This is a genomic window from Streptomyces sp. NBRC 110035 (genome assembly GCF_000829695.1).
Classification (GTDB): domain Bacteria; phylum Actinomycetota; class Actinomycetes; order Streptomycetales; family Streptomycetaceae; genus Streptomyces.
In genome coordinates, this window is sequence record NZ_BBNN01000046.1 from 14,237 (window position 1) to 35,915 (window position 21,679).

9 protein-coding genes and 1 pseudogene are annotated in these 21,679 nt (G+C 70.5%); 6 read left to right on the forward strand and 4 right to left on the reverse strand.

Translation table 11 applies throughout. The features are described from left to right. Positions 1–30 precede the first annotated feature (30 nt). The 4 genes from TU30_RS28705 to TU30_RS28725 form a co-directional block, all read right to left on the reverse strand. The gene (locus TU30_RS28705; RefSeq protein WP_141713856.1) at positions 31–537 is read right to left on the reverse strand and encodes a hypothetical protein; all 507 of its coding nucleotides are present in this window, start codon (positions 535–537) and stop codon (positions 31–33) included. A gap of 12 nt (positions 538–549) precedes the next feature. Further along, complete coding sequence (locus TU30_RS28710; RefSeq protein ID WP_052479952.1) at positions 550–7,500, reverse strand: polymorphic toxin-type HINT domain-containing protein; 6,951 nt, start codon at positions 7,498–7,500, stop codon at positions 550–552. Positions 7,501–7,628: 128 nt separating this feature from the next. Further along, a complete protein-coding gene (locus tag TU30_RS28715) occupies positions 7,629–11,930 on the reverse strand; it encodes a LamG-like jellyroll fold domain-containing protein (protein WP_078878577.1) in 4,302 nt (1,433 codons plus the stop codon). 665 nt (positions 11,931–12,595) lie between these two features. Next, positions 12,596–13,150, reverse strand: a complete 555-nt coding sequence (locus tag TU30_RS28725) for an HNH endonuclease (protein WP_042175459.1) — start codon at positions 13,148–13,150, stop codon at positions 12,596–12,598. Between the two features lie 359 nt (positions 13,151–13,509). Between TU30_RS28725 and TU30_RS28730 the strand changes: the two genes are divergently transcribed. The 6 genes and pseudogenes from TU30_RS28730 (at position 13,510) to TU30_RS28755 (ending at position 21,675) form a co-directional block, all read left to right on the forward strand. Beyond that, positions 13,510–14,595, forward strand: a complete 1,086-nt coding sequence (locus tag TU30_RS28730) for a mechanosensitive ion channel family protein (RefSeq protein WP_042175461.1) — start codon at positions 13,510–13,512, stop codon at positions 14,593–14,595. A 159-nt stretch (positions 14,596–14,754) separates the two neighbouring features. Next, positions 14,755–16,019: pseudogene (locus TU30_RS28735) on the forward strand (6-phospho-beta-glucosidase). Continuing rightward, entirely contained in the window at positions 16,010–17,026 is a 1,017-nt protein-coding gene (locus TU30_RS28740) for an N-acetylglucosamine kinase (RefSeq protein WP_042175464.1), read from the forward strand. Before TU30_RS28735 ends, TU30_RS28740 begins: the two are co-directional and overlap by 10 nt. A 589-nt stretch (positions 17,027–17,615) precedes the next feature. After that, positions 17,616–19,103: a hypothetical protein gene (locus TU30_RS28745; RefSeq protein ID WP_199816911.1), complete on the forward strand. Its 1,488-nt coding sequence runs from the start codon at positions 17,616–17,618 to the stop codon at positions 19,101–19,103. Between the two features lie 17 nt (positions 19,104–19,120). Next, positions 19,121–20,215 carry a glutamate ABC transporter substrate-binding protein gene (locus tag TU30_RS28750; RefSeq protein WP_199816912.1) on the forward strand — a complete coding sequence of 365 codons (1,095 nt, stop codon included), beginning with the start codon at positions 19,121–19,123 and terminating at the stop codon, positions 20,213–20,215. Positions 20,216–20,331: 116 nt separating this feature from the next. Continuing rightward, positions 20,332–21,675 carry a hypothetical protein gene (locus TU30_RS28755; RefSeq protein ID WP_042175467.1) on the forward strand — a complete coding sequence of 448 codons (1,344 nt, stop codon included), beginning with the start codon at positions 20,332–20,334 and terminating at the stop codon, positions 21,673–21,675. Positions 21,676–21,679 lie beyond the last annotated feature (4 nt).

Sequence of the window (21,679 nt, forward strand, 5' to 3'; positions counted from 1 at the left end):
GCGTGAGGGTTGCGAGATCGGGCAGCGAGGCTACATCTCACCCTCCAACCAACGCTCGAATGGTGCGACCTCCGACAGTTCGGAATTGATCGCATTCAACCCTCTGGCGAAGTCTTCGGCCAATTTCGAGAGCATCGCGACTAGCTCACTCTGTGCAATGCTCTCGCGCTCTGGGTTTGGAACCCAATTGGTCCGCGACTCGCAGTGAATCATCACGAGATCTCCGCTTGGGCGGAAGGTCAAAGTCCTCTCGATGCCCTGCGAGTAGAGATCCACCTCGACTTCGCGACGGTCGCGCACACCCACCAGAAGCGACGGCAACTGCTCCATGAAGGCAGACAAGTCATACGCGACATCGAGCGGCCACTCATCACTCCCGAAGCCGCCAATGTGGAACCTGCTGCCTCCAGCGTCAGAGAGGGCGCTACACGCCTCCATGACCAGGGTTTCGTAACCGTCACCCGCCTCCAGACTCACTGAAGCAGGAGCCACAGCACCAGACGGCACGGCCGGATTGAACGACACAGAGAAGCTCATCTCTCCAGCCTCCTAGTTCGGACCAATGATCGGGAATCCCGTCTTGTACAGCCCATTTGGACTCGGGATGATGGTAGCTGCCCGCGCTTGGACGATACTCCCATCCGGCATAATCACCTGCCCCAGTCCGTCCGGAATGCGCACCGACCGGGGCCCGGCTCCTTCGATATGGAGCCCCTTCAAGAACTCTGCCGCGGCATCATTGTCCAGCCACTGACCTTGCTGATTATTGGTGCTACGAGCGCGATCGGTCAGAGCCTTCGTGTTCTTCGCTCCGGCGCCATGAGTCTTGAATGTATGACCCCACGTTTTAACGCTGTTGGAGGCCCAGTTCACGCATCCATTGCTGTTGTGAACGAGTACCGGAGTCTCGCCCGCCAGCACATAGTACGTGTGGATGTCGTGAATCGTGAGGTCGTATGTGCGCTGGCGTTCGATTGTGGCGTGAGCCCCCGTGACCGGTACAGCTCTTCCGTCGGCGGTGCGGATTTTCATGCCTAGCTCAAGTTGACCGGCCTGCATCCAGCGTTTTTCGGAGTCGGACCAGAAGGGATGCGTGGTGGTGCTCTTGAGCGTTGCGGTACCGGTCTCTGTGGCGATGGCGAGGTCGACGAAGTGCTTGTCGTCCTCGGTGACGATGGTCGCGGTTACTTCCCGGACTGCGGTTTCGCCTGTTACAGGATCGGTGACAGTGACCTTGTCACCGATCCTTACGTCCTCTATGGGTTTGGTGGTGCCGTCAGCCATGAGGACTTCGGTGCCGGCAGTGAAGCTGTGGGCGACCCCGACCAGGCAACTGGCGGGGATACTGCCTCCGCGCTTCATGCCTTGCTTGATAACTTTGGCCAGGGCCTTGATCCCCTTGCCGACTCCAGCGGAGACAGCAGATATTACGACATCTGCGGCAGCTTCGGTGCAGCCTTCACCTTTATAACATTTGATGTAGGAGCGAACGCCAATGACTTCAAGAACGTCAATTTCAGGGTCGCCACCGAACCATCCGAGTTTACCGATCGTATGACAGAAATCGCTTCCTGACCCTGTACACCGACTTCTTCCCCAGTTCTCCAGATTGTGCTGGTAGCTGCTGTTCTCGTGATAACTGGAGAAGGTTACGGCGAGTTCTTCCTGCGTGGGGATATAGACACCTTGGATGGTGATCGACGCGCCATAGGGTTTGACGGTCACCGGTCCGTAGGTCTCCGCGCCTGCCAAGGTGGGACCAGTCGGGCGCTTGTAGATAGTGCCACCGCCCGTGGGTCGCCCGTTTTGGGACAGCGAGCCGTCGGCGCGGGTAACCACTCCTGTTCCGCAGCCTTCTTGTGCTCCGCCGGCTCCGCCGCAGGCGAGCCCCAGGCCGGTGGGATCGGAGAAGGCCAGGGGGTTTTGGGCTGCGTAGGTGTATCCGTTGAGGGTTTGGGGTTTGTCGATTTCCAGGAGGGGGTCGACGCTGATGAAGCGGCCGGTTGACGGATCGTATTCGCGGGCGCCGAGGTGGGTGAGGCCGGTGGTCCTGGTGTCGTCGGTGCCGCCTACGAAGCCCTTGGTGCCCGGCCAGTCGGTGGGTTCGGTGCCGCGGGTGCCGCCGAAGGGGAGGGTGCGGCGCTGGGTGAGTTTGTCGGTGGCCGTGTCGATGGCGAGCTGGGCGGTGCCGTGGTGGTCGGCGAGCGTGACGGAGAAGCTGCCGTCGTTCTCCTGGACCGCCTGGTGGCCGCCGCCGAGTGTGTAGTAGCGCGTGGCCTCGGGGGTGCTGGAGCCCTTGGCCAGAGTGATCTCGGTGCTGCCGAGGTAGAGGGTGGTCTCGGTGGGGGTACGGCCGATGAGGCGGTTGCCCTCGGTGTCGTAGAGGTACTCCGTGACCTTGTCGCTGCCGCCCTCGACCGGTTCCGTGACCCTGGCGAGGTGGCCCTCGGCGTCCCAGGTGAGTTCCTGGGTGTCACCACCCAGCCGACGCGTGAGCGTGTTGCCGGATTCGTCGTAGGTGTAGGTGTCCCTCGCCTCCCCGGTCGGCCCCGCCGTGGTGACCGAGGTCAGGGTGTGCGGCTGGGGGTTTCCCGCGCCGGGGTAGTCGTAGGTCCGCTCGGTGTCGTCGGCGGTGTTCCCGGTGATGTCGTGGAGTGTCTCGGTCTGGCGGTTGCCGGCCTTGTCGTAGGTGTACGAGTGCCAGTAGGGGGCCGGGCCGCCCAGGACGCTGCCGCTGGGGTCGGTGGCGCAGGCGGTCGTGCTCTGGGTCCATGCTTCGGTCAGGCGGCGGAAGCCGTCGTAGGTGAAGCACTGGGTGTCGGTGCCGGAGCGGGACATGTCCGACACGGACAGCACGTTGCCCGCCTGGTCGTAGCGGTAGGTGTTGTGCTGGTCGACACCGGCGATGTCCTGGCGGTCCACCCGGGACGTGGCCAGGCGCTGGGTGCCCCACTCATAGGTGTTGGTTGCCTTGATCGTTTTGCTGCCGCTCTTGGACAGTTCGTAGTGCGACGGCTTGCCCGTGAGGCTGTAACCGGTCTTTGCAACGAGGCCCTGGCTGCTGCTCATTGTGATGGGGCGCAGCGTCTTGTCTTCGTACCCGTAGGTCACGGTCGCAGCCGGCAGGGCGCCGGCCTTCGGATAGCCGATGCCCTGCACCGTGCCCGAGGCGTTGTACGTGGTCGCGCTGAGGTAGGTGCCCCGAAGGTCTCCCTCGGACGACGGGATGGTGACGGAGGTACGCAGCGGGCGGTAGAGGCGGTCGTATGCGACGACCTTGGAGCTGTACGCGTTGCCGTCGTCGTAGCGGATGGTTTCGGCGAGGTGGCCCTTGGCACCGCTGAGGGTGTCGTACACCCACTTGGCACGCAGCGTGCCGCTGGAGGAGCCTTCGCGCAGCTGCGTCTGCCGGCCGAGGTTGTCGTAACCGTGCCACAGGGCGGGGGTGTCCGGCCGGGCGTCGTCGGTGGTCGTGAGCTGGCCTCGGTCGTCGTATGCGCTGAGGCTGGTCCCCTTGTCGGGGTCGACGGACTTGGTCTGGCGGCCGAGAAGATCGTATTCGTAGGTCCAGGAATTGCCGGCCGGGTCGGTGACTTCCGCCAGTTCCCCGCGCGGGGTGTAGTCGTAACGGGTGGTGTCGTAAGGGGCCGTGGCGCTCCGGGTCCGGTGCTGGCGCAGTTCGGTGGTCCGGCCCCGGGCGTCGCTGAGGGTGGTGGTGGCGGTGCCGCCGACGGGCGGGACGACCGTGGTGCGATCGCCGCCGTAGATGGTCTGCGTCGCGCCGAGGACGGTGCCTCCGTCGCCGTTGCCTGCGATCTGCCTGGACTCGGTCTGACGACCCAGCCCGTCGTGTGTGTAGCGGTTCTGTGTTTCGACGCTGAGGGCTTCTTCGGGCGTGCGCAGGTCGGCGGAAGGTGCTCCCTCCGTGTAGTAGGGGGCGAACTCCGAACTGATCAGTCCGCGTTCGTCGTAGAAGGTGTCGGCGAGGAGACGTCCGTTGTCCGGGCCCGGTTCCTGGGTCTGGCGCGGGCGCAGGAAGCCGTCGTAGAGGGCGTAGGAGGTGCTTTGCGTCCCGTTGTTGCCGATGGTCCTGGCGCCGACCGCGACCGGTTCGTCTTCGGCGACGGTGTAGGTGAACTCGTAGGTGGGGGTATGGCCGGTGAGCCGGTCGGGCAGCCACACCTTGGTCGAGCGGCCCAGCGCGTCGTAAGCGAAGTTGGTGACCTTGCCGTTGGTGTCGGTCTGGGTCAGCGGCAGGCCGCGGAGGAGTTCGTGCGTCGTGGTCGAGGTCTGCGCCGTGCCCGCCTCCCCCGCGGTGGCCGGGGGCGTGATGGTCTCGACCGTGGTGGGGAAGCCGGTGGCGGGCGTTCGGACGGTGGTCGTGGCGCGTCCGTCGCTTCGCGCGGTACGGGTGAGGCCCCCGGCTGTGGTGACCTTGACGTCGGCTGTCAGGTCGGTGCTGGTCAGGACACGGCCATAGGCGTCGTAGGTGGAACCCGACTCCAGATAGACGGCCGTCGTGCCGTCGTACTTCTTCAGCACGGCCGTGGCCGTGGCGTCGCCCTTGACGGGAGCGCTGCCGTAGGTCTCGCCGTCGTAGGCGGAACGCACGTCGGAGATGACGTCGGCGGGGCGGCCGGGTGTGGCGTCACAGGCCTTGGCGACGGTCTCGACGCGTGAGGGCAGAGTGAGGATCTTGTCGACGGCAACGGTGCCGTAGGTGGTGCGGGTGCAGGTGTTGTCGGAGGACTTACCGACGTCGCCACGGTCGTGGACCTGGGTGACCCGTCCAGCGATCGTGTCGTAGTCGGTGTCCACCACGGTGATCCGCCAGCTGGAACCGGCGCCGTCGTCGAGGGAGGTCCAGGTGCGTACGCGGCCGGTGCCGGTGAAGTTGGCGGTCACCGTGCCCCAGTCGCGGACTTCTTTCGCCGTCTGGTGGTGCCACGGCCGGCTGACCGTCTTACCGAGCACCTTGCCGCCGGGCCCGGAGTAGCTGACGGTCTTGTAGGCGAAGCCGGTGGCGGCTTCGTGGTCGGTGATCGGGTCGCCTTCGCCCTCACCGAGGGTGACAGCAACGGTCCTGGTCCCGCCGGACGTGTCCTTGCGGTCGCCGTCCATACCGCGCAGGAAATAGGTGTCCTGCTGGGACTTCATGGCCGAGGCACCGCCCTGGCCGCCGGTCCGGACACGGACGTGGCCGTAGCCACGCCACTGGGACCAGGTCTTGAACTTCTCCTTGGTCAGGCCGTCGTCATCGTCGTAGTGCCAGGCGGCGCCGTCCAGGTAGTCGTAGCTGGTCACCTGGTCGGGGGCTCCGCCGGTGCGGTCGGTCGCGGTCACGGAGTTGACGACGTACTTGTTGAACCACTGGCGTTCGGGGTCGTCGTCGGCGCTGCCGCCGATGTACTGCGGGAAGCAGCGCGTGGTGTTGCTGTGCGGGGTCGGCAGGTCGTCCCAGGAACAGGACTCGGCAGAATAGTTGACGTCGATCTGGCCACCGGACTCGTCGGCGACGGCGGACAGGCGGCTCTTGATGAACGGCGCGTAGCCGTCGCCGGTCTTGTCAAGGCGGTTGGCGAGCTGGGTGTAGGCGAAGGTGGTCTTCGGGAGCGTGACGGCCGGCTCGGCGCTGTGGCCGGTGTGCTGGACGGAGTCGAGCAGCAGCTGGTAGTCGGTGTCGGCCATGCCCCAGCGGTGAGCGAGTTTCCAGGAGTCGACGTCCTGGTAGGCGCTGCCGTCGTAGACCTGGGTCGTCACCTGCGTGAGCCGCTTGCGGGTGAAGAACGCCGGGGACAGGCGTCCCTGGTCGCACTCCTCCGCGCTGTCGCAGTTCAGGTCCCAGGGGGTGTCGTACCAGTAGGGGGCATCAGCGTCGATGTCGGAACAGGTCGTGTGGGAGTCACGGATGCAGCGCTCCCTGTTGGTGAAGGTGACCTTGGCCTGCGGCTTGGTGCCGTAGAGCGAGGAGGACTTCAGACCGTACTGGATGCGGTCGAGGGTGCCGCCGCGGACGTAGGGGGTGCCGTCCTCGGCCTCCAGGTTGCGGCCGTAGTGGTTGTCCTCCTTGTCGTAGAAGTACGTGACCGCGTTGCTGTGGGTGTCGACGACGTAGTCGAGGTTCCAGCGCCAGCCCTGCTGGCACCATGACCCCGCGAACGTGTCGGCGTGGCACGGTTCGCCCGAGTCGTCGCCGTAGACGGGGACGGTCCAGGTGGAGTCGGTGGTCTCCTTGCCGTCCGCCCAGCCGGGCAGCCGGTTGTAGCCGAAGTAGTAGCGGGTGCCGTCCGGGGCGGTCACTCTCCAGTACTCACCGTTGTTGTCGCCGTTGCCCCGGTTGCTGGAGGTCAGGTGGTCGATCTTCGTGCCGTCGTCGTTCTTCAGCTTCCAGGAGTTGGTGCCGTCGGGCACCAGTTCCCCGGCCTTGCCGTTGAAGGAGATGAACGCGTTGTCGTAGGCCCAGCACAGGTCACCCGGCTTGTTGCCGTCCGAGTTCTCCACACCGTCGTCGGCACACGCCTTGTACCGGCGTTCGATGTAGCCGGGCCACAGGTCGAAGCCGTCACCCGCCCAGGACGCCTGGTTGTTGGTGTTGCCGGTACGGCCGTCGACGGCACCGGATGTGTACGAGAGCCCCACATTGGGGGTCAGCCCGCCGGGCACATCGGGCACGGGCATGGCGTACGACCAGCCGAAGTCACCGGTGTTGAGATTGGTGGTCCACGTGGCGGAAGGAGAGAGGGAGGTCGCCTTGTAGTCACCGTTCGCGCTTTCGGTGTCCGCCACCGCGGCGAGCACCGTGGGAGCGTCGGCGCTCAGCGCCACGCTCTGCGCCGTAAGTGTCTGCTCTTCGGGGTCGTTGACCGCCTTGACCGGCTCGGCCGTGCGACACGCCTCCTTGCTGGGCGTGGTGAGCGCGCAGGCCGGTAGTTCGACCAGGGTCAGCCGGGAGGCGTAACCGCCGCCGTAGGCCCCGGCGAAGGAGGAGTAGTCCAGTGTGCTGCGGACCTGTCCCGGCTGGGCCTTGGTCCTGCCGTTCTTGCTGTCCCTGCCGCGCAGGGTGAACAGCACCCCCTCGACACCGGCCTGCTGGGCTGCCTTGCGGCTCAGGACGCGCGTCTCGACACCGCCGCGGGCGGTCTTCGTTCCGGACTTCACGCCGGCACCCAGGGTCAGGGACAGGCCTGGGACGCGGGCGGACTTTTCGGCACCGGCCTTGGCATCAGGCAGGTCCACCACCGTGGTCGCCGCCTTCGGCCACGTGTTCTCGGGTGGAGTGGCGGGTGTACGCGGACCCTTCATCACGGTGCGCGGCTTGACTTTGCCCGTCGTGGTGGGGACTGGCTTCTCGAATACGGGCGGAGCGACCTGCACGTCGTGGTCCGCGGCGAGGGCGGGCTGTGTCACTGCCTGCAAGAGCGAGCCGACCATGATCGCGGCCGAGGTGAGTGCGATACGCCGTCGCAGGGCACGGATCCGCTTGCTGGATCTGCCGTTCATCCTGTCTTCGTCCTTCACTTCGCTGGGGGCCGGCCTGCCCGGCGGACACGGGGGTGGGGTGGAAGTTGCCTGTCGAGCGGGGAGGGCGGGGCCGGACCTACCGTGAGGCGGGGTCGGCCCCGCCTCTGTCAGGAGCCGCTGCCAGGGACGTCGGTCGGAAGGCCAGGCATACCGACTGACAGTGCCCTGACCTGGTCGCCCGTCAGCGCGCCCTGGAAGGCCCACACGTCGGACACGGCACCGGGCCAGTAGTCGCCCCACATTCCGGCTCCGGTCTTGGCCCGGCCGAGGTGCAGGGGCTGTGCCGACTTGAAGACGAGCACGTCGTCCGCCCAGGAGAGCCTGTCCGTGCAGGCGGTGTCGTCCGCCCCACCGTCCGCGTCCGTGCAGGCGACCTCTTCCAGTTCGCCGTTCACGTACAGGGAGAGGTGTTTGGCGAAGCCGTCGTAGACGAGGGCCAGGTGGGTCCAGTCCGTGGGGCTGAAGAACCATCCGTTGTCGACCTGAGTGACGGCTGCGTCAGCAGTGTCGGCCGAGGTCATCGCGATCCGCCAGCGGCCAGGGCCTGCCCCTGGCGTGGCGCTGGGCTCGTAGCGCACTGTGAATGCGCTCTGGGCGGTGGTGCCGGGCACGCTGAGCAGAGCCGCACGCCGTTCGGGGGTACCCGCTGCCTGCGCCCATGCCGTGACGGTGAAGCTGGCACTGGTGTCCACCGGTACGGATGACGTGACGCCGTAGTCGTTGACGCCGTCCAGTTGCACGCCACCGTCGACCCAGCCGGAGCCGAGTGTCGCGCCGCCGTTGAGCGTCATGGCGTTGCCTGCCGCGGACGCGTCCGGTGTCACCAGCGGGGAACCGGATGCCGTCTCGAAGGTCCAGCGGCCCTTGACCAGGGGCCGCTGCTTGAAGAGCTGCTGCACCTCTTCGGCGGAGACCGGCCGGTCGAACATGCGGACGTCGTCGATCCGGCCGTCGAAGAACGAGCCGAGGTTTCCGTCGTAGGAGCCGGCGCCTATCTGGACGGCGCCGCCGGCGTACCAGTCGGCCTGCAGGGTGGTGGATCCGGCCTCAATGCCGTTGACGTAGAGGGTGAGTTTGTTGGCGACGGTGTCGTGCACGCCGGCCAGGTGGGTCCAGGTGTCACCGTGGGCGGTGGTGCCCTCGGCCTGCATGGCGCGGATCGGGGTGGCGTCGGGGTCGTCGGCGGAGTACTGGTTGACCGCCCAGCGGTCGTAGGCGGCGGAGTAGTACAGCTCCAGTCCCGGCCTGTGCTCGCCGGTCTGGGTGAGGACGATCGCCGCGTGGCCGGGTTTGGTCTTCGGCAGTTTCGCCCAGGCGGAGACGGCGAAGCTGCGCTGGTTGTTCAGCAGGGGCCGGCCGGTGGTGGCGTAGTCGTCGGTGCCGTCCAGGGTGAGGGCGGTGCCGGCGATCCCGCTCGTCCCCGGGGTGGCGCCTCCGTGGAGGGTCGCGGCCGGGACCTCGGCGGTGGCGGTGATCTGCGTGGTGGGCGTGCCGTCCTGCCTGGTGGCGGGTTCGTCCAGGGGGAAGACGGCGCGTGCGGCGCGTCCGGAGATGACGGACTGCTTGCTGTTGAGCCGGGTGACCTCGCCGGCCGAGAGCGGCTTGTCGAAGATCTGCAGTTCGTCGATGGCGCCGGGGAAGAAGGAGCCCGGCTTGCCGTCGTAGCGGCCGGCGCCGATCTGCAGGCCCCGGCGTGCGTCCCAGGGCGAGTCGTAGGTGGTCGTGCCGGCCAGTTGCCCGTTCACGTACAGCTTCAGTTCGTCGTAGGAGGCACTGTAGGTGCCCACCAGGTGGGTCCACTGCCCCGCCTGCGCGCCGCCCGGGGACGCCTGCATGGCGCGGGCGATGCCGGCGTTCTCGGTGTCGGCGGTGTACTGGTTGAACGCCCATCGGTCGTAGGCGTGGGAGTAGTACAGCTCGAAGCCGGGGGCGTGGTTGCCGGGCTGGGAGGCGACGATGGCGGCATGGCCGGGCGTCTCGGCCAGGTTGGCCCAGGCCGAGACGGAGAAACCGGTGGAGGTGTCGACGGTGGGGATGTCGGTGACCGCGTAGTCGTCGACGCCGTCGAACCGGACCGCGGTGCCCTTGGCGCCGGTCGCTCCGGGGGTCGGACCGCCTATGAGATCGGCGGTGCGCTGTGGCGCGGTGCCCTTCGCGGAGGTGGCGGTGGCGGCGTCGTCGAGCTGCCACATGGCCCGCTCGGGCTGTCCGGCCTTGACGCGGAACTGGTAGGTGCGGATCTCACTGCCGTTGCCCGCCTGGTCGAACGCCTGGGCCGTGACGAAGTTCAGCCCGGCCTTCGCGGGAAGCATCCTCATCGTCCTCGCCGCCCCGGCCGAGGTGGTGACCGTGTTCTTGGAGGTGGGGTCGCCGTTGATGCCGAACCAGTACGTGGTCACGTCGGACTCGGCGGCCTTGAGGTCGAACGAGCCGTACTTGCCCACTCCGTCGAACCAGGGGTCGTCCGGGTCCTCCGGGTTCGAGGCCGGGTACTCGTCGGATGCGAGGGCGGGCGCCTTGGGGACCTTGGTGTCGTAGACGAAGTAGCAGGCCGTCGGGTCTCCGGCGGACGACCACGGTGAGTACTGCGCGCCGTCGTAACTGCGGGCGTACCAGTAGACCTGCTTGTTCTCCGTCACCGAGGAGGGAAGGCTGACCGAGAAGTCGGAGCCGGACTTCTTGAGGGAGGTCCGTGCAGGAGTCCAGCGGGCGATCACACCCTTGCCGTCGCCGGCGTCCCACTTGGCCTGGAACTGCACCGCGACGCTGTCGCCGTCGGGGTCGGGGTCGGTGACGTTGTTGGCGTAGACCTTGCCCAGCGTGCGCACCCGGGCCGCGGCGGACGGCTTCTTGCAGGTGCCGCCGTACTCCATGGTGAGCTGCGACATCTTGATCTGCGCCGGCGGGCGGTTGTACCTCACCCGCAGGTATGCCTTGTCCGAGAACCGCTTCCACCCGTACGCGTCCGATTCGCTCGCCGCCTTCAGGCCGAACGTCATCGTCGGGTCCTTGTCGTCGGCGGCCGCCTGCACCGCCGACTTCACGTTGAACTCCGCGTCCTTGGCGGCGCAGCCCGAGTAGCCGTGCGCGAACGAATCCGACGCCAGTTTCTTGGTCCAGAACCCGTTGTCGTACTGGTCGTTCCACGTCGTCGACGAGGAGATGTTCTCGGTCTGGTACAGGTCCACCGTGCGGGCCGAACAGGAAGCCGACCAGGTGTTGCGCGCCACGAACGTGGCTTCCAGGATCGTCTTGCCCGCGAACCTGGAGGTGGGGATGCGGTAGAGGAGACGCTTGGTGTCGTGCGGGTTGCAGTAGGACCAGTTGCAGTAGCCCATGCCGGCGTCGGACTCGCCGTTGAACTTCCACTGCGGCGAGTTCGCCCAGTACTTGGAGACCATCGTCCACGCGGCCGCCCGCGGCGTGTACCACTGCGGGTCGATGAAGACCGGGTAGGTGGTGTCCTCGCCCTTGAGGACGTCGGCGTCCGGGGTCAGGACCAGTTCGTCCTGCCCGGCAGAGATCTCCACCCCGACCGGGGCCAGCTTGCCCGACTCCCCCGCACCCGGTTCCTCGTCGACAACGGCATCGGCGGATGCCGCCTTCGGGGCGGCCGCTGCCGTCCGGGCCTCCGCGGCACCCTCCGGGGGCCCGCCGGTGCTGGAGTCCCACATCATCGGCTTCGGCGCCTCGAACACGGTCCCCTCGGCACCCTCGTCGAGCGCCTCCAGACCGCCCTCGTCCGTCTCCTGGACCGACAGACCCCGCGTGTCCAGCTCCAGCCGCAGCTCGGCCAGTTCCGGACCGGCCGCCGCCTCGGCCGTCTTCACCACCAGCAACTGCGTGAACCCGTCCGCCGAAGCCGTCATCCGCAGGTCGACGTCCGGCAGGACGGACGGGTAGGTGGCGACCGGGCCCGCCAGTTCGGGCACGGGCAGCGGCGTGGGCCACGACAGGCTCAGTTCCCGTCCGGCACGCCGCATGCTCACCAGCGGGCTCTCGCCGCCGCCGGAGAACTCCACGCCCAGCGTCGACACCTTCGGAGCGACGGTTCCCTCACCGGTGGCCGCCAGGTCGGTGTCGACACGCTTCCACCCTCCCCCGACCCGCGACCAGACCGGGCGCAGATACTCCCGTGCCTGCAGGTCCCCCTCCGGAGTCGCGAAGACCTCGCTGCTCTCCCCGCGCAGCGAGGCGATCTCCACCGGCTCACCGGTCCGCTCGGCCTTGGCAAGCGCTTCCGCTTCCGTCGTCCCCTCGATACGGTCGGCCCGCCCGTCCGCGCTCGTCGGCGATGCCGGCACGCCCGCCACCGCTGCGGTGGCCGTCGCAGGAACCGACCCGACGGCCAGCGTCACCCCCAGCAGGACCCCAACGGCCCTGGCAGCTAACCGACTTCGGCTCCACATATTCGTCACACACCCCGCCCACAGCGCTTACACAGTTGCCTGACGTAACCAATCGCCTTACGGAGCGTCACGTCAAGGGGCAGCAAACGGGCAATGAGAGGGCAAGTTCCGCTTAGCACACGTGATGATCATTACGTTTGACGGGTGCGCTGCGAAGCTTGATCGTGTTTCGGTGAGAAAGCGGTTCCATGGCGCTCCGGTGGAACGTTCCAGGCGAACAGCCGACAGTCTGACCACGGCCGCCCTCACCTCCGGTGCCGGAACCACCCCGGCACCAGGCAGGCAAAGGCCCTCTGCGGCCGGCCGGGGAAAGGCGTCCTCCACGCGGAACAGGCCGTCAAGCGGAACAGGCCGTCAACGCGGGCCGGCGCGTCATCCGCCCCGCACGGCTGCGTGAGCCGGTCCACCACGTGGTGCATGTCCGCGTAGTCGAATGCGGCGGTCACCCCGCCGGTCCAGGCCGACAGCACCCGTCGTGCCTCCGTCTTCCAGCAGCTCCGCCCGCCCGGGCCCACCCGCCGGATAACGGCCACCCAGGACGTCGCAGCCCGGCCAGGCCCGCACCGCCCGCAGTACCGGAACCAGGACCGGGACCGGGACCGGGACCAGGACCAGGACCAGGACCGGCCCCCGTACCGCGCACGCGGAAGCCCGGCCCGGCCCCCTCAGGCGGATATCCCGTCCACGCGGGACAGGCCGTCGATGCGGGCCATCGCGTCGGCCGCGCCGTACGGCTGGAGGTACGGGAGCCAGCGCGGGTCGCGGTGGCCGGTGCCGATGATGCGCCAGGCCAGGCCGGTGGGCGGGGCCGGTTTGTGGCGCAGCCGCCAGCCCAGCTCGAACAGGTGCCGGTCGGCCTTCACGTGGTTGCAGCGGCGGCAGGAGGCCACCACGTTGTCCCAGACGTGCTTGCCCCCGCGGCTGCGCGGGATGACGTGGTCGACGCTGGTCGCGACGCCACCGCAGTACATGCACCGGCCCCCGTCCCGGGCGAAGAGCGCCCGGCGGGTGAGGGGAACGGGCCCCCGGTAGGGGACCCGTACGAATCGCTTGAGCCGGACCACGCTGGGTGCGGGGACTGTGACGGTCGCGCTGTGCAGGTAGGCGCCGGACTCCTCGAGGCACACGGCCTTGTTCTCGAGGACGAGGACGAGCGCGCGGCGGAGCGGTACGACGCCGAGCGGCTCGTACGACGCGTTGAGAACCAGGACGTGCGGCACGGATGCCTCCTTGTACGCCGGCGGCGCGTGGCTCGCGCCGGGACGATCCGTAGTCAGTCTCCCCTCATGCCTGGTGGACGCGCCACCATGTCCCGGTAACGGGCTGGAAGTGTTTTCGGCCACACCGCCCTCCGGTGCGTGGGCGGAAAGCCCTCCGGTCAGGGCGGTCACCGCCCGTCGCGCGTGAGGGCCGTCTCTTCTTCACGCATCGGGCAGGTCCCCCCACAATGCCCCGTTAGTGTGGTGATTCTGCCCCGCCGGTGACCTTTCCGTGATCTCGAAGACAGCGCAGACCTCGACGTCCGTGAACCCCTGACCGCCGCACCGGGGGGAGACCGTGCCACCTGGAGGTACCCGCCGTGTCCCTGTCCGCCGTCCCCCTGGCCGAGGAGCCGTCCCCGACCCCCTCGGATTCCGGGACCCCGATGGTGCCCACGCTCGAGGACGCCCACGAGAGCGCCACCAACGCCGCCGGCTGGGTGGAGGAGAACTGGTCCACCTGGCTCGCGATCGGGCTCAGGGTCCTGCTCATCGTGGTGATCGCGACCGTCCTGAGAGTGGTCGTGCGGCGGGCGATCACCAAGCTCATCGACCGGATGTCGCGGACCGGCGACGCCGTGGACGGCCCCGGGCTCGGCGGACTGCTGGTCAACGCCGAGCGACGGCGCCAGCGCTCGCAGGCGATCGGTTCGGTGCTGCGCTCGGTCGCGTCCTTCATGATCGTGGGCACGGCCGCGCTGATGGTCCTGGGCACCTTCCAGATCAACCTGGCCCCGCTGCTGGCCTCGGCCGGTGTCGCCGGTGTCGCGATCGGTTTCGGTGCCCGCAACCTGGTGACGGACTTCCTCTCCGGCGTGTTCATGATCCTCGAGGACCAGTACGGCGTCGGTGACACCGTCGACGCGGGTGTCGCCACCGGCGAGGTCATCGAGGTCGGCCTGCGGGTGACCAAGCTGCGCGGCGCCGACGGCGAGATCTGGTACGTCCGCAACGGCGAGGTCAAGCGCATCGGGAACCTCTCCCAGGGCTGGGCGACCGCCAACGTCGACGTCACGGTCCGCTCGGACGAGGACCTGGACCACGTGAGGTCCACGCTCGTCGCCGTCGCCGAGAAGATGACCAAGGAGGAGCCCTGGAACGAGCTGCTCTGGAGCTCCATCGAGATCCTCGGCCTCGACTCCGTCCTGCTGGACTCGATGGTGGTCCGTGTCTCGGCGAAGACGATGCCCGGCAAGTCCCTGACCGTGGAGCGCGAGCTGCGCTGGCGCATCAAGCGCGCCTTCGACGCGGCCGGCATCCGCATCGTCGGCGGCGCCACGGCCCCGGTGGAGATGGAGGGCCCCGACCCGGCGGCGGCCGTCGCGCCCCCGTCCGCCTACGCGAGCAGCATCTCGCCGCAGTCCATCGCGGCGTCGCCGATCACCCCGCCGAACATCACGAAGTAGCCGGCGGCGGCCCGGGGAGAGACCGGCCCGGAGGGCGGCGTCCGGAACTTCCGGGCGGCGCCCTCCCGCGCACCGCCCGTCCCGTGGTCCTCTTGGCCCCGAAGGCGCCCGTCCGGGGTGCCGCGCTCACCGGAGCAGAGGGCTGAGGGGTCTGGCGACATGAAACTCACCGTGGTCGGCGGCGGTTCGACCTACACGCCCGAACTCGTCGACGGGTTCGCCCGGTTGCGGGACACCCTGCCGGTTCGGGAGCTGGTGCTGGTCGATCCGGCCGCGGACCGGCTGGAGCTGGTGGGCGGTCTGGCCCGCCGGATCTTCGCCCGGCAGGGGCACGGCGGGCGGATCGTCACCACGTCGGACCTGGACGCGGCCGTGGACGGCGCCGACGCGGTGCTGCTCCAGCTGCGGGTGGGCGGGCAGGCGGCCAGGCAGCAGGACGAGACCTGGCCGCTGGAGTGCGGCTGCGTCGGCCAGGAGACCACCGGGGCCGGCGGCCTCGCCAAGGCACTGCGCACCGTCCCGGTGGTGCTGGACATCGCCGAGCGGGTCCGGCGCGCCAGCCCGGACGCCTGGATCATCGACTTCACCAACCCCGTCGGCATCGTCACCCGGGCGCTGCTGGAGGCCGGGCACCGGGCGGTGGGGCTGTGCAACGTCGCCATCGGGCTCCAGCGGAAGTTCGCCGCGCGTCTGGGCGTCGGCCCGCCGAACTGCACCTCGACCACGTGGGCCTGAACCACCTCACCTGGGAGACCGCGGTGCGCCGGGGCGGCCCCGGGGGCGAGGACGTCCTGCCCGCGCTGCTGCACGACCACGGCGACGCGATCGCCGCCGACCTCCGGCTGCCCCGGGCCGTCCTGGACCGGCTGGGGGTGGTCCCCTCGTACTACCTGCGGTACTACTACGCGCACGACGAGGCCGTACGGGAGTTGCGCACCGGACCGTCCCGGGCCGCCGAGGTGGCCGGCGTGGAGCGCCGGCTGCTCGCCCTCTACGCCGACCCCGCCCTCGACGAGAAACCGGCGCTGCTGGCCGAGCGCGGCGGCGCCTACCACTCCGAGGCGGCCGTGGACCTGGCGGCGGCCCTGCTGGGCGGCGCCGGCAGCCCGTACCAGGTGGTGAACGCCCGCAACGGCTCCACGCTGCCGTTCCTCCCCGAGGACGCCGTGATCGAGGTGCAGGCGGCGGTGGGCCCGAAGGGCGCGAGCCCGCTTCCCGTCCCGCGCGTGGACCCCCTGTTCTCGGGACTGATGGCGAACGTCACCGCCTACGAGGACCTGGCGCTCGACGCGGCCCTGCGCGGCGGCCGCGAGCGGGTGTTCCGCGCCCTGCTCGCCCACCCCCTGGTCGGCCAGTACGCGTACGCCGAGAAGCTCACCGACCGGCTCGTCGCACACAACCGGGAGCACCTCGCATGGGCCTGACCGCGGGCGTCCTCGCCGTCGACGCCGGCAACAGCAAGACGGACGTCGCCGTGGTCGCCCACGACGGCGAGGTCCTGGCCACCGCGCGGGGCGGGGGGGTCCGGCCGCCCTCCGTCGGCGTGGAGGCGGCCGTGGAGGCCCTGGCGGAGACCGTCGCCGCCGCGCTCGCCGCCGCCGGTGCCGGTGGCGTCGCCCACGTCTCGGCCTGCCTGGCCAACGCGGACCTCCCCGTCGAGGAGGAACGGCTGGCGGCGGCTCTGGCCGCCCGCGGCTGGGGCGGCACCGTGGAGGTCCGCAACGACACCTTCGCGGTCCTGCGCGCCGGGGTCACCGAACCGCGCGGGGTGGCCGTCGTGTGCGGGGCGGGCATCAACTGCGTCGGCATGCGCCCGGACGGCCGCACCGCGCGCTTCCCGGCGCTCGGCCGCGTCTCCGGCGACTGGGGCGGCGGCTGGGCGCTGGCGGAGGAGGCCCTGTGGCACGCGGCCCGCGCCCAGGACGGCCGCGGCGCCGCCACCGCCCTGGCCGGCACCCTCCCGGCGCACTTCGGCCTCCCCGGCATGCCGGCCCTCGTCGAGGCCCTGTACCTGGGGCACCTCGCGCCGGAGCGCCGCCACGAGCTGTCGCCGGTGCTCTTCGCCACGGCGGCGGGCGGCGACCCGGTCGCGGGTGCGATCGTCGACCGGCAGGCCGACGAGGTGGTGGCGATGGCCGTCGTGGCGCTGACCCGCCTGGAGCTGCTCGCCGAGGAGACACCCGTCCTGCTGGGCGGCAGCGTCCTGGCCGCCCGGCACCCCCGGCTCGACGACCGGATCCGCGCCCTGCTCGCCGAGCAGGCCCCCAGGGCCGTCCCCCGGGTCGTCACCGCGGCCCCGGTCCTGGGCGCGGCCCTCCTGGGCCTGGACCACCTGACGGCCCCACCGGGCGCCCAGGACCGGCTGCGGGCCCATTACGAGCGGGGGCGGGGAAAGCCCGCCGGAGGGGGTGAGCCGAGCGGGGGCCGGTAGCTCCGACGGGGCCGACGGAAGCGGGGGCCGCCCGCCGAAGGCACGGGCGGGGCGTCACGGGCTCCCCCGGGCCCCCGGGCCCCCGGGCAGCGAACGCTCGGATCCCGCACCCGGCGTCCGGCGTCCGGCAGCACTCGCCCTCGCCGACTGCCACGCCCCCGGCCTCCCCTCGGGAGGAGCACCGCCGTCGGTCGCCCGGACTGCGAACCACCGGGGGTTCGGGGAAGCAGGGCGACCGGGCGCCTCCCCACCCCGCCGGGCGGGCGCGGAAAGCGGGCCGGACGGCCGGTCGGGTTGGCGGCTCCGCCGGAACCCGCCGGAGCCCTCGGGCCGCCGGACGGGCCCTGCCGCGGACAGCGGGGCCGTCCCGGATCCGGTCCCGGACGACCGCGAACTCCGCCCGGAACCAAGCGGATTCCCTCGGCGTGTTCGTGGGCAGGGGGTGGTGCGAGGGGGCGGTCCGGATCGCTCGCGTGTGCCCGAATTGCCGGTGGTCTCCGGGCCGCCGGATCAAGACCGCACCAAGACCGGTGCATATGTCGGTTCCTGCGGCGATACTCGGGGGACGAATGACCATGGGGGAGGTCGAGTGACCCATACGCCGAGAGGCGGCGCGGCGCCGCCGGGTCCGGCCGTACCCGCGACGCCCGCCGCACCCCCGCCCGCCGTACCCCCGCAGTCCGGGCCGGGCGGTGTCCCGGCCTCGCGGCAGGAACCCGGCGGCTCCCGGCCCCCCGCGGCCCGGCGGCAGCCGGAGGCGCCGCGCCGCACGGCGTTCGCCGAGGGCGCCGTCCGGCTGCGCGAGGCCGCCACCACCGAACCCGGCCGCCTCAGGATCATCGGCGCGGTCCTGGCCGCCCTCGTCGTCACGTTCGGCGCGGTCGCCGCCTGGCAGGTGTCCGACCGGGCCGCGGCGGCCGACGACGTCCTCACCAGCAGCGAGCCGCTCGCCTCGGACGCCGCCGACATCTACCGCTCCCTCGCGGACGCCAACACCGCAGCCTCCAGCGGGTTCCTGGCCGGCGGTCAGGAGACCGCCGCCTCCCGGGACAGCTACGAGAAGGGCATCCGCACCGCCGCCGGCAAACTCGTGGGCGCCGCGGCCCATTCCGCCCCGGGCTCCTCGTCCGCGGCGACGATCACCGAGCTCAACCGGATGCTGCCCGAGTACAAGGGCCTGGTGGAGCGCGCCCGTACGTACAACCGGCAGGGCTACCCCGTGGGCGGCGCCTATCTGCGGTACGCGAACGAGAAGATGCAGGAGGAGATGCTCCCGGCGGCGGAGGATCTCTACGAGAAGGAGTCCCGGCGCCTCGACGCCGACTACGCGGACGCGACCCCCTACCCGTGGGCCGCGATCGCGCTCGGTGCCGTCGCCCTCGCCGCGCTCGCCTGGGCGCAGCGCCGTATGTACCTGCGGACCCACCGGGTGTTCAACCACGGCCTGGTCGCGGCCACGGCGGCGGCGACGGTGGTGCTGCTCTGGCTGGTCGCCGGCCACGGCGTCGCGCGTTCGGGGCTGACCGGCTCCTACGACCACGGCGTCCGCTCGCTCGGTGTGCTGCACGACGCCCGGATCGCGTCCCTGAAGGCCCGCGGCAACGAGAACCTGACGCTGGTGGCCCGCGGCGCCGAGACGAGGAAGGTCGGCGACGAGACGTACGACGCCTACGACTACGACTTCCGGCGTGACATGGCCGCCCTCGACAAGGGGCTGGCCCGGGCCGGTGAACTCGCGGACGACAGCGCCGGCGAGAAGCCGGTGGCCGCCGCCGTGAGCAACATGGCCGAGTGGAGGAAGCGCCACGACGCCGCCCGGGGGCAGGACGAGAGCGGCAACTACCAGCAGGCGCTGGACCTGGTGATCGGCGGCAGGGGCGCGACCGGCGAGTGCTTCGCCGGCGTCGACGAGAGCCTGGCCACGGCGCTGGCGCACGAGAGGCGCGAGTTCGAGGAGGCGGCCACCGGCGGCCGGGACGCCCTGACGGGCCTCCCGCAGGGCGCCGCGGGCCTCGCCGTGCTGGGCGCGGCGGGCGCGGTGCTGGGCATCGGGCGCAGGCTGTCGGAGTACCGGTGAGAGCGGAAGGGGGCGTGATGAGGAACGTACGACGTCTGCGGGCCGGGCTGCGGGGCTGGGGCGGGGTGGGTGCGATGGCCGCCCTCTGCGCGCTCGCACTGGTCTTCGCGCTGGTGCTGACCAGCACCGGGCCCTCCTCCCGGGCCGGCGGCAAGGAGCCGGGGGCCGCAGGACGGGCCGTGGCGGATGCCGCGGGCACGAAGGCGGACGGGGCGGGCACGAAGGCGGACGGGGCGGACGGGGCGGCCGAGGAGTGCGACGACCCGGAGAAGCAGACCCTGGCCCCCTCCGGCGACGACGGCCCGACGATCGACCGGATCAAGGCCCGCAAGGGCGAGAAGCGCAAGCTGGTGGTCGGCGTGGACCAGAACAGCTACCGCTGGGGCTACCGCGACCCCAACAGCCGCGGGAGCACCGGCCTCGAGGGCTTCGACATCGACCTGGCGCACCGCATCGCCGAGGACGTACTCGGCGACCGGAACGCGGTCCAGTTCAAGGCGATCCCCACCGACCGGCGCATCCCGGCGATCGAGAGCGGCCGGGTCGACATGGTGGTCCGCACCATGACGATCGCCTGCGACCGCGTCGAGGACGTGGCGTTCTCCGCCCCGTACTTCAGGACCGGACAGCAGGTGCTGGCCCAGAAGGAGTCCCCGGTCGAGGGGTACGGCCCCACGCTCGCGGACCGGAAGGTCTGCACGGCGGCCGGCTCCACCGCGTTCACGACGCTGGAGGAGGACAGGGCGAGAGGGGTCCTCCCGCGGTCCGTCGACATCCGCACCACCGTCCCCAACCAGCTCGACTGCCTGGTACGGCTGCAGCTCGGCAGGGTCGACGCGGTCGTCACCGACGCCGCGCTCGCCGCGAGCCAGGCCGCGCAGGACCCGACGGTCGAGCTCAAGGGCGACTCCTTCACGACCGAGTACTACGGCGTGGCGATGCGGAAGGACGCGGACGACCTGGTCCGCCGGGTCAACCGGACCCTGGTGGACTTCCGCGAGGACACCACGGACGGATGGCAGGCCTCGTACGAGCGTTGGCTGTCGGAGACTCTGGGCAAGGATCCGGGGAGTTCCGAACCACCGGCACCGGAGTACCTGCGCGTGAGCTGATCGACCGACCGTCACTCCCCGTCCCGAGGAACCCCGCAGAACACAAAAGCAGAACGCAGAACGCAACGCAGAACGACTCACGAACGTCAACGACCGTCCGCAGCGAGAGGTGATCGATGGGCGACACGGATCCCACCGGGCCGGTGATGGACCGGGACGAGGTGGACCGTGCGCTCGCGCGGCTCGGCGCGGAGCACGAGGCGGTCGAGACCTCGCTCCTCGCTCTCCAGGACCACGCGGGCCGCAGACTCCTGGAGGGTGCCCGCCTCACCGGCCGTACCGAGGAGCGCTGGCAGGCCACCGAGGCGTCGATCACGCTGCTGTGGACGTACTTCGACGCGTACTCCGGCGCGTTGCGCACCGCCCGCGAGATCCGCGCCCGGCGCCGCTGGTCCAGCCACGACGACCTGGTGGAGCTGACGGAGCTGCTGCGCGGCGAATGCGTCACGCTCCCGGACCCGGCCGCCGCCGCGAACGCACCGACGCCCCACGGCCGCGCGGGCCGCCTCAGCGAGCGCTACTCGCTGGCCGCGCTGGTCGAGCTGATGAACGAGCTGTACGCGTCCTCGCTGGACATGGTCGTCGCCGCGGACGCGGTGTGGTCGGCGCTGCCCGCCCGGATCGACTTACTGGCCGCCGAGCTCCAGCGCACCCGCAGGCTCGCCCACCCCGTGGGCGTCCGCCCCGGAGAGCATCCGGCGGGCGACGACCTGGAGCGGATCACCCGCTCCCTGACCCGGCTGCGCGAGCAGGTGATCTCCGACCCGCTGGCCTTCTGGAAACCCCTGGAGGGCAGTTCGGCGCCGGGTGGCGGGCGGCCGGACACGGCGGTGTACGACCGCGAGGCGCGCGCCCTGGAGGAGGTGCGCCGCGAGATCGACGCGGTGCTCGCGGTCCGCCAGGACTCCGAGAAGCGGATCGTGCGGCTGCGGGACGTCCTCTCGCGCGCCGACCGCACGCTCGCCGAGGCCCGCACGGCGCGCGGCGAGGTGCTCGCGAAGATCGCGGCGACGGAGGTGCCGGTCGTCAGCGGCCCGCCGACCGCGCTGCAGGAGCAGCTGTCGACGGCCGCCGAGTACCGCAGGCACGCCCAGTGGCACCGGCTGTCTCCGCTCCTGGATTCCCTGGAGCAGAAGGCGGAGGACGAACTGGTGCGCGCCCGCGAGTCGTTGACCGCGGTCACCGCGCCGCTGGCGATCCGCGCCGAGCTGCGCGGCCGGCTCGACGCGTACAGGGCGAAGGTGGCCCGGCACGGCCTCGCGGAGGACACCGTGCTGGCCGAGCGGTACGAGAAGGCGCGCCGGATGCTGTGGAGCGCGCCCTGCGACCTGCGGGTCGCCGAGGAGGCGGTGCTGCGTTACCAGCACGCCGCCGCCGAACTCCTCGGCACGACGCAGCCCCGGGTGCCCGGCCCGCCGGGCGCGGACGCACCCGAGGAGCGCGGGGGGTCCGGCGCATGAGCGA

Coding starts and splice junctions, on each gene's coding strand:
- TU30_RS28705 (WP_141713856.1), bottom strand. CDS start 537: ATGAGCTTCTCTGTGTCGTTCAATCCGGCCGTGCCGTCTGGTGCTGTG.
- TU30_RS28710 (WP_052479952.1), bottom strand. CDS start 7,500: ATGAACGGCAGATCCAGCAAGCGGATCCGTGCCCTGCGACGGCGTATC.
- TU30_RS28715 (WP_078878577.1), bottom strand. CDS start 11,930: ATGTGGAGCCGAAGTCGGTTAGCTGCCAGGGCCGTTGGGGTCCTGCTG.
- TU30_RS28740 (WP_042175464.1), top strand. CDS start 16,010: ATGGGCCTGACCGCGGGCGTCCTCGCCGTCGACGCCGGCAACAGCAAG.
- TU30_RS28750 (WP_199816912.1), top strand. CDS start 19,121: ATGAGGAACGTACGACGTCTGCGGGCCGGGCTGCGGGGCTGGGGCGGG.
- TU30_RS28755 (WP_042175467.1), top strand. CDS start 20,332: ATGGGCGACACGGATCCCACCGGGCCGGTGATGGACCGGGACGAGGTG.